The organism is Rhodospirillales bacterium RIFCSPLOWO2_02_FULL_58_16 (assembly GCA_001830425.1).
GTDB lineage: Bacteria > Pseudomonadota > Alphaproteobacteria > Rhodospirillales > 2-02-FULL-58-16 > 2-02-FULL-58-16.
In genome coordinates this window covers 49,625-58,778 of record MIAA01000050.1, presented here as the reverse complement: position 1 = coordinate 58,778, position 9,154 = coordinate 49,625, and the positions used below count along the sequence as shown (strand labels likewise).

Genomic DNA, 9,154 nt, shown 5'->3' with positions numbered 1-9,154 from the left:
CGAGCCGTAAGCCGCCATCTCCGCCGACAGCCGATGATAGCCGGTAGACGCCTCAAAGCCGGCGCCGTCGGCGGTGAACTGGCGCTTGACCTCTATAACCAACTGACTGACGGCGAAAGCGAGCCAGCCGTCGATCTCCGGCGAACTCTCCAGATAGGCGGCGATGAACAACAAGCCGACGATATCGGCCAAAAAGTGGTTGGCGCGGACCTCGCCGCCCCATTCCAGATTGGCGGCGACGAACCGCCCGTGAGACAGAATCCCGGCTGAAAATTCACTCCGAAAATCATCGCTGAAATCGGCGCCGTGTCTGGTAAACAGGTCCATGGCCATTGCCAGATTGGCGGCGCGGATCGCTACGTCCATGGCGCATGCCCAATTGACGCCGAACCCCGGCGGATTGGCGGCCAGAAAATCGAGCGCCTGATTACAGAATTCGTCCCGATAAATCGGATCGGATGTCAGAATATGGGCTAAGGCAAGTTGAGGCAGATGCTGAAGACGGGCCAGTTCCCAGGGAACCTTGATGTCAACGCCGGGCTGATGGCCGTACTGAATGGTCTCATGCCATTGGCTCTCGCTCCACCGGTAGCCGGACTTGAAATCGATCTGCCAGTCAATAGGCCGGTAAGCGGGGCCGATCAACTTTCTGATCTGCCGGGCGCGGGCGCGATTGCCCGAGGAAAGAGCGGAGACGAGTTGTTCGGCGTCGGCATCGGCGCATTCCACCCGCACCCAACCGGAACCCAGCAGGTCAAAACGGTGTTCCAGATAGTTGCCGCAGACGGCGATAATGGACTCCATTGAATATATAAGCAGCGTCGGCGGAATCTCCGGAACATAGCCGGTTGATCGCGGCGCCCCGGCGGCCTCGGCTTTCTCGTAGGTGCATTGGTTGCCGCGCAACGTCTGCTTCCATCTTCCGGCAATCGTTCGTCGGCCCAGACGCAAGGCCTTGGCCGCCGCCGTCGGGAATGACAGGCCTCGCGCATATCTGAAGCGGTGAAGCAAACTCATCTTACGCAATCCTTGATGACTTGCGCCGTGCGACGTCCGGTTTCTTCCCAGGAAAAGTTGCGGGCGCGTTCTATGCTTTTTTGCGAGAGCCTGGTTCTGAGAACATCGTCCTTGAGGGCAAGGATGATGCTGTCGGCCATCGCGCCGACGTCCCTGGGATCGAAGAACAAGGCGGCGTCGCCCAGCACCTCCGGCATCGCCGCAGCATTGGAACTGACGACGGGAGCGCCGCAAGCCATGGCCTCGACCGGCGGGTTGCCGAAGGTCTCGACGGTAGATGGATGCACGAACAGGGCGCAGTTCCGGTACAGATCGACCAGATCGCCCGCCGCGATATGACCGAGAAACTCCACATGATCGCCGAGTCCGGCGGACTCAATCATACCCCGCACCCTTGCCCCATAATCCTCATCAACAAAACTACCGGCTACCTTGAGACTGATATCGGGGAAAACATCGCGTACGCGGCTCAAAGCCTCGACCAGATTATGCAGGTTTTTCTGGATATAGATGTCTCCCACGCACAAAAGAAAGTCGCCGCGCTTATAGCCGGGAACGGGCGGCGCAAACATTCCGTCCACGCCGTGATGGATTACGGTGACGCGATCAAGCACCCTGCGGGCAACGCCCTCGGTCAAAGCCTCGCGGGCATAAGCCGACACCGCTATCGCCCGCCGACAGGTGAGCAACGACGCTCTGGTCATGAAGGTCAGGGCCGCCCAGTACAGGCGCTTCATAGGACGCCTATCCTCATCCGCTACGGCCAATGCATTGCGTAGAAGGATTATCGGCCCCGGCGCCGTCAACGGCCCGAAGTTGGCGGGCGAGAACGTAACCTCGGCCTTGAGGCGACGCGCCGTGAAAGGAAGAACCGACTGCTCCCAAAGCAGCCGCCGATAAAAACCGTCCTTGAAACGGGCGTAATGAACGCCGATATCGCCGATGGAATCCTTGAACAGGGAGCGTTGATTCTCGTGCAGACAGAGGCTCACCTCAAGCTCGGGGTCAGCCGCGAGGACGGGCAGGATGCGCCGCAGATAAGTCACGCCGCCGCCGCTCTTGGCGTGCAGCCCGTTGATCAGAACCCTAACCAGCAAAATCTCCGTTTCAAAAGAAAACCCATGTCGATAACAAACTGAATTGACTGCAACAAAGACATGGATGCCCGTGACAAGCACGGGCATGACGTTATTCTTTGCTTCGTCACTCCCGGAACCCAAACCTTCGTCATTGCCGGGCTTGACCCGGCAATCCACGTCTTTTTGTCGCGCCAAAACCTGAAAACAAGACGTGGATGCCCGTGACAAGCACGGGCATGACGGTGAAATCAGGATCAACCTCCTTCAAGCGATCCCCCTCACCGTCTTTGCGAGAATTGCGAGGAGCAAAGCGACGAAGCAAGACGAAGCAATCCAGAGAACATTCCCCGCCACTGGATTGCTTCCCGTGTCCCGCGTCGCTGATGCTCGCGGTCGCGGTCGCAATGACGGCAAGGCGCGACGCAGCCGGTTCCAATCAATCCTGATATACTTTAACATACGGTGAATAAACTTTCCCCGGAGCTTAAAATCCCGTGACCGTTTCCCATAAGAAGTTTCGCATCCTCTATCTGGTGACCGAAGACTGGTACTTTGTCTCGCACCGGCTCGGGCTGGCGCGCGCCGCCAGAGACGCCGGCGGCGAGGTCATCGTGGTTACCAGGGCCAAAGACTACAAGGACTTGATCGCAAAGGAAGGGTTCAAACACATTTCCTTCCTGTTGCCGCGAAGCCGGTTGTCCATCGTCTCGGAAATTAAATCAATCATCAATCTGGTCAAAATTTACCGTACGGAAAAACCTGATCTGGTGCATCACGTCGCCCTCAAGCCAAGTCTTTACGGCTCTGTCGCCGCCACCTTTGCGAACGTCCCGCTGGTGGTCAACGCCATGACCGGCCTCGGGTTCGCCTTTACCAAGGGACACTGGAAGCAATTTTTTCTTGAGCCTGTAGTGAAATTCATCGGGCGCATGTTCCTAAACCGCAAACGCGGACGCATCATCGTTCAGAATCCGGACGATGCCGAGACCCTCCAGAACGCAGGTTTCGGCAGGCCGGAGAACATGGTGATGATCAGGGGATCAGGCGTGTCCCTTTCCCAGTTCCATCCCCTTCCCGAACCCGACGGGTTCCCGACCGTGGCCATGGTTTCCCGCATGCTATGGAACAAGGGCGTGGGGGAACTGGTAGAGGCCACGCGCCTGTTAAAAAAACGCGGGGTCAAGGTCCGCGTTCTTCTTATCGGCATGCCGGACCCGGATAACCCTTCCTCCATATCCGCCCAACAATTGTGCCGTTGGCACGACGAAGGCCTGACTCAATGGCGGGGATTTCACGGCAACGTGAATGATATCTGGCGCCAAGCCCACATCGCGGCGCTTCCCTCCTACCGCGAGGGCTTGCCCAAGTCGCTCCTCGAAGCGGCGGCCTGCGCCAGACCCATCGTCGCCACCGATGTTCCCGGCTGCCGGGAGATCGTCCACGACGGAGTTAACGGATTCCTGATCCCGCCGCATAATGCCGAGGCGCTGGCCGAGGCCATGGAAAAACTGCTCAACAATTTTGAACTCAGAAAAAAAATGGGCGCCGCCAGCCGCGCCCTGGTGGAAGAACATTTTCACGAGGACATCGTTATTAGAAAGACGCTGAAAATCTACGAGGAGCTTTTAGGAATCACATTCTCCTGAAGCCATGATTGAAACATCAACACATTCCAGAGGACATGATGGCGATTTCGTCCGGCTGAAAGATGCTCATCCCACCAGCGCCGCACCAGTGCGGCATCAAAAAAACCTCCGTCGCGAAGCGCCTCGACAGACAGCAATGAATCGGCCCACTCCCGCAAGGGGCCGCGCAACCACGCATCCAGGGGAACGGCGAAACCCGACTTGGGCTTTCCCTCAAACAGGGATGCCGGCAGACGGCGATACAATACCCGGCGCAGGAGGCTCTTTGATCCCCCGCCGTTAATTCTTAGCGACTCCGGCAGACTCCAGGCGAATGAGACCACTTCATGGTCCAGCAGAGGAACCCGCGTCTCCAGCCCCACCGACATGCTTGCCCTGTCAACCTTGGCAAGAATGTCGTCGGGCAGATAGGTAACGGCGTCAAGGTATTGCATCCGCTCCGCCAAACTATGAAGCTCACGGGGAGGACACGGCATCGGCGGCTCGCTTCCGCCGATGACTGCTCCTTCGGTTTGAACGCCGTGGCCGGTCAGCAGGCGATAGGCGTCATCGGCGCCGTCCGACCGCAACACCGCCGCCAACTTGTGCATTTTCTCGCCCGACCGGCGCAGGGACATGACCGCGCCGAGGCGGTCCCAGACACAAGGCGCAATCGCCTCGATTGCCGCCGAGGCCGGACGGCGAATAAAGGCCGGGATGCTTTGTTGCAGCGGCCAATAGCGTTGCGCCCAGAGATAACGGTTATAACCGGCAAACATCTCGTCGCCGCCGTCGCCGGACAGGGCGACGCTCACCTGCCTGCGGGTGAAGCGGGAAATCAACAGCATGGGGATTTGCGAGGAGTCGGCAAAAGGCTCGTCGTAGCATCGCGGCATATCGGCAATACAGTCCAATGCCTCGCGGGAGGTAACGGTGATGGCGGAATGATCACATCCCAAATGCCGGGCCACCTCGGCGGCGTCTGCGGACTCATCATAATCCGACTCTTCAAAACCGACGGTGAAGCTCTTGACCGGAGGCTCCATCAAGGACGCCACCAGCGATGAATCAATGCCGCCGGACAAGAAAACCCCCAGCGGCACGTCGGAAACCAGATGGCGACGCACCGCCCGGCGAAGCAGCCGCTCCAGTTCATCGGCGGCTTCTTCCGGTTCCATGACAAGCCGCCGCCGGCAGGCAATTTCGGCCATGTCCCAGTAGCGGGTGATTTCCGGCTCGGCGCCCGGACGAAGCGCCAGCATGGTTCCCGGCTCCAGCTTGGCGGCATTCCGCCGGATGCACAGCGGCGCCGGCACATAAGACAGCCGCGCATAGGCGGCCAAGGCATTGCGGTTTATCTCCGAACGCCAACCGGGATGAACTGCCGGCGCCTTAAGCTCGGAGCCGAACAGGAACAGGCCTTCCGCCTCGGCGAAGAACAACGGCTTGATGCCCATGCGGTCGCGGGCCAGAGTGAGAGTCTTCTCCTCGCGGTCCCACAAGGCGAAGGCGAACATGCCGTTGAGATATCCCAATGCCTCGGCCACCCCATGACGGGCGCAGGCATAAAGCACAACCTCGGCATCCGATGAGCCGCGAAAGCGCACCCCGCGCCGCTCAAGATCGGCGCGGACATCATCAACGTCGTAAATCTCGCCGTTGTAGACCAAAATATAACGGCCATCCTCCGTGGCCATGGGCTGACGACCGGCTTCCGACAAGTCGCGCACCGACAGACGGCTATGGGCCAAAGCCACTCCGTTAATGGCGTCGGTCCAGATCCCGGAGCCGTCCGGTCCACGATGTTTCAGGGCTTTAGCCATTCCCTCAGCCAGGGCGTTAAGACGCTCGGCGGAGGTTTCGGCGCGCAAATCAATAAAGCCGGCGATACCGCACATTTTACAAAGGCTCCCCTCGGTCGGCATACGCCGATGCCGAATACCGTTGCAATCGGGCGAACAACTTATTGAAAACAGCGGCGGGTAAAAGCCGGTGTGCTTCCAGCAATGCCATCAGCTTCCACGGCGAATAGGGGCCGGGCCGCCTGCTCCATTCCCTTCTGATCCTGCCAAGGGCGGCGCGACTGTACAAACCCGGATGACGCTGTTGGATGTCGAGCCAAAGCTGGGCATGCAGGCGCGTCGAGACGGCCTGCAACATGCCGACGGCGCTGACCCTGTAAATAAACAGAGGCTCCGGCACCACCGCCCCGTAAAAGCCTCCGGCGCCGAGTCTGATATTGAACTCCCAGTCCTCGTAGCCCTTGTCCATGGTCTCGTCATAGCCGCCGACGCCGCTCCACGCCTCGCGGCGCAAGAGCATGCAATAGGGAAGCTGGTTAAGAAAAAGCTGAACGAAGAAATTATAATCCTTGGCCAGTACGCCTTGTTTGTCGCCGGTCATGCGCAGATAGGTGAAAGCAAACGCCGCTTGCGGATCGGCGTCGAGCGCCGCCACGGTCTTTTCCAGGAATTCGGGTTCAAGCCGGTCGTCACAGTCAAGCGGCAGCAACAGATCAGCCTTCGTTGCCGTCATGCCGACGTTGCGCGCCGCCGGCAACCCCTTGTTCTCCTGACGCACCAGACGAACGCCGTCCATATCTTCAAGCGCCCGCAGAGTCCCGGCGTCATCGGAGCCGTCATCGACAACGACAACCTCGAAATCCGACCAAGTCTGCGCCTTCAGGGATTGGAGCGCGCCTTGCAGGTAAGCGCCGCCGTTGTAACAGGGGATGACTACGCCGACCCGCGCCATCTCAGACGCGCTCCCCATGTCTTAGCGATTCAAAAACACGCCGGTGACGCTCCAGCCAATGAGAGAGGTCAAAACGCTCCACGGCGCGGGCGCGGGCGGCGGCGGCAAAAGCCCGGCGGTTCTTTACAATTTGCGCCATGCCTTCGGCCACCGCATCCGGCGACGGCAGCAACTGTTCGTCCCAGCATTCCCCGGTGTCAATGGCGACGCCCCCCGCCTCGCCGACCAGTTCGGGAACGCCGCCGCTGTTCGCATAAAGCACCGGCAGACCGGAAGCCATGGCCTCGATAACCGTCGAAGGACAGGCATCCTGATGATTGGTCATGATGTAGGCGTCGGCGGCGGAAAACAAGGCAGGAGCCTGTTGCTGGGCATAGGGGCCACGGAACTCGACAAAATCGCCGATGCCCAGATTGCCGATCACGTTCATGGCGCTTTGCCTTGCCGGATCATCAATGGCGCCGGCGATGATGAGTCTGGCATTTAACCCCTGTATGCGCGCTACCGACAAACCGCGCACGCTTGCTTCCATGCGATAGGCCTGATGGGCCTGCACCTTGCCGGCCAGCAGGAAATAAAAGGGATCGCCTTCTCTGCGCTTTATTTTCTTAACCGGAGTAAACCGCGTGGTATCGACGGCGTTATACAAAACCTCTCCGGCTCCGGCGCGCGCCCCCAGGAACCTTTCGGCGGCGCGGCGGCAAAACTCGCTCTGGTGAAAGACATAATCGGCGAGGTGATATTGCTCGCCCATCCGCTTGTTCTCGGCTTCCCAATCTCCGGCGAACCATGCCGGATAAAACACGCCGTTCTGATTGCTGACGATAGGGATGCCCCTGGCCTTGAGACGAGCGAGTGAATCCGCAGGAAGATAAGGGGCGTTGCTTAATACATAAACAAGATTGTAGGACCACAAGCGCTCAGGAAAGGCCTCGTTCAGTTTTTTTATCTTGACCTTGGGGCCGCCCAGATCGCCGCCCCTGGCGCCGCCGTAATAGAGGCGCGGCTCGCCGCCGCCGCCCGAAGTGAAGGCGCTCAGACGTTCGTGAAGGCCGAGCGCCCTTCTGTAGGCAGCGCGTATAAGACCCTTGGCAAAAGGATCGCGAAGACCCTTGCCGCTCATATCAAAGTCTCCAATCGTAATTTCAGCGCCTTGGTCATGATCTCCAAATTGAAATGATCATCGACCGCCTGACGGGCATAGCGACCCATTTCATCTACCCGCTTGGGATTGCCCAACAATTCTTCGACCGCCTTTTGCAACCCTTCCACCGAACCGGGCGGCGTCAGCAGACAGGTTTTGCCGTCGGCCATTATCTCGCGGCTCCACAGGCCGGCAATGTCGGAAAGAATCACCGCCTTGCCGCAGGCCATAGCCTGGATACAGGCGCTTTGGCCGGACGGCTGCACCGTTTGGCGGATGGGAAGAACGACAAAGCGGGCGCCTCGAAAAAGGTCTCGCACCTTTTCGTCGCTCAACAGTTGCCGCTTCCAGTCACCGGCGATGACCTCCAGCGAACCGGCGGAAGGCGGCACCGGCAGGCCGGTCACCACCTTCAACGGCGGATATTCCGGATGCCAGGCGGAGGCCAGCGTCGCGTAATCGCGGCTCCAGTCGTTGCCGATGCTGAGCACATAATCGCCGTCGCTTTTATTCACCTCGGCGGCTGTCCAGAATTGCGCATCGACGCCGAAAGGCAGGCGCTTGATATCAATCCCAGACCCCAGTCGCCGGCCGAGATAATCTTCCTCGGCTTGGGCGAGGGGGGCCAAGGCCACATGGCGCATCAGCCGCTTGCAGACGGCTCTTTTCAACAGCGGAGCATTCAGCTCCAGCACCCCCATGGGAATGAACAGAACCCGCGCCCTGAGGCATCCCCACGCCCGCAGAAACGCCATCGTCATTCCCTGGGAATTAGTGGTGGCGACGATGACGTCATAAGCGTTGAGCCGCGACAAGACATCCGCCTGCGCGTACTTGGCGATGGACGGAGCGCTCAGGCCGGTCAGTCTGTGGATCAACCCGGTTATTCTCCGTCCCGTCCGCCACGAAGACGGGGCAGCCCCGAAATCATCTTCCTCGACCAGCTCCACGGGAACCCCCGCCTCCTTCAGTCCGGTAAATCCGTAGAAGAATTCACGCGGGCCGGAACCGCCGTCGTTCAATCTGGCTCGCCGCCCTCCCTTGAACAGGAAGGCGATACGCGCACGCTCTTTTTCTTTGACGTTGTTCAGAGCAACTCCTTATAGACCTTCTCGTAAAGTTGAAGCGCGACTTTGCTCCAGTCATGACGTTCAGCCACGGCGCGTCCCGCCGTCCGCCACGACGACGCCAAGGCCGAATCCGACAGCAGCGCCGCGCCGCGCCCGACTATGGCGTCCACATCGCCGACATCGACCAAGGCTCCGTTCACGCCGTCGCTGATGACATCCTCCGCCATGCCGACGCGGGCAGACACCAGCGGAACGCCGCAAGCCATGCTTTCCAGCAGCGCCTGCGGCCCGCCTTCCTCCCGCGAGGTTACCAGATAGAGGTCAAGGGCATGATAGCCGGCGACGATCTCATGATAATCGTCATAAAAAACATGGCGGTAGGGAATGCCGTGTTTTTCGAGGCCGTGCTTGACATAACCCCGCGCCGGCCCCGTCAGAACAACGAAAACCGGGAAGTCACGGGCC

At 59.6% G+C, this 9,154-nt stretch carries 8 protein-coding genes and 2 pseudogenes (2 of these 10 cut by a window edge); 2 read left to right on the top strand and 8 right to left on the bottom strand.

Features of this window, described 5'->3' with window-relative positions; genetic code table 11:
* Positions 1–1,017: pseudogene (locus A3H92_00410) on the bottom strand (hypothetical protein); it reaches 978 nt to the left of the window's first position.
* The gene (locus tag A3H92_00405) at positions 1,014–2,054 is read right to left on the bottom strand and encodes a hypothetical protein (GenBank protein OHC73533.1); all 1,041 of its coding nucleotides are present in this window, start codon (positions 2,052–2,054) and stop codon (positions 1,014–1,016) included. Before A3H92_00405 ends, A3H92_00410 begins: the two are co-directional and overlap by 4 nt.
* A 253-nt stretch (positions 2,055–2,307) precedes the next feature.
* Here A3H92_00405 and A3H92_00400 point away from each other — a divergent pair, with 253 nt between their 5' ends.
* Entirely contained in the window at positions 2,308–2,562 is a 255-nt protein-coding gene (locus A3H92_00400; protein ID OHC73508.1) for a hypothetical protein, read from the top strand.
* Positions 2,563–2,590: 28 nt separating this feature from the next.
* Positions 2,591–3,742, top strand: coding sequence for a hypothetical protein (locus tag A3H92_00395; GenBank protein OHC73507.1), 1,152 nt, complete (start codon positions 2,591–2,593; stop codon positions 3,740–3,742).
* Here the strand turns inward: A3H92_00395 and A3H92_00390 are convergent.
* From A3H92_00390 to A3H92_00365, 6 genes and pseudogenes are all read right to left on the bottom strand, one after another.
* Positions 3,709–5,619 carry an asparagine synthase (glutamine-hydrolyzing) gene (locus A3H92_00390; GenBank protein OHC73506.1) on the bottom strand — a complete coding sequence of 637 codons (1,911 nt, stop codon included), beginning with the start codon at positions 5,617–5,619 and terminating at the stop codon, positions 3,709–3,711. The genes A3H92_00395 and A3H92_00390 overlap by 34 nt on opposite strands.
* Before the next feature lies 1 nt (position 5,620).
* Positions 5,621–6,475 carry a hypothetical protein gene (locus A3H92_00385; protein ID OHC73505.1) on the bottom strand — a complete coding sequence of 285 codons (855 nt, stop codon included), beginning with the start codon at positions 6,473–6,475 and terminating at the stop codon, positions 5,621–5,623.
* Position 6,476: 1 nt separating this feature from the next.
* A complete protein-coding gene (locus tag A3H92_00380; GenBank protein ID OHC73504.1) occupies positions 6,477–7,598 on the bottom strand; it encodes a hypothetical protein in 1,122 nt (373 codons plus the stop codon).
* Positions 7,595–8,641, bottom strand: a complete 1,047-nt coding sequence (locus A3H92_00375; protein OHC73503.1) for a hypothetical protein — start codon at positions 8,639–8,641, stop codon at positions 7,595–7,597. Before A3H92_00375 ends, A3H92_00380 begins: the two co-directional genes overlap by 4 nt.
* Before the next feature lie 65 nt (positions 8,642–8,706).
* A complete protein-coding gene (locus A3H92_00370) occupies positions 8,707–8,955 on the bottom strand; it encodes a hypothetical protein (GenBank protein ID OHC73502.1) in 249 nt (82 codons plus the stop codon).
* Positions 8,956–9,122: 167 nt separating this feature from the next.
* A pseudogene (locus A3H92_00365) lies at positions 9,123–9,154 on the bottom strand (hypothetical protein); it runs 571 nt beyond the window's last position.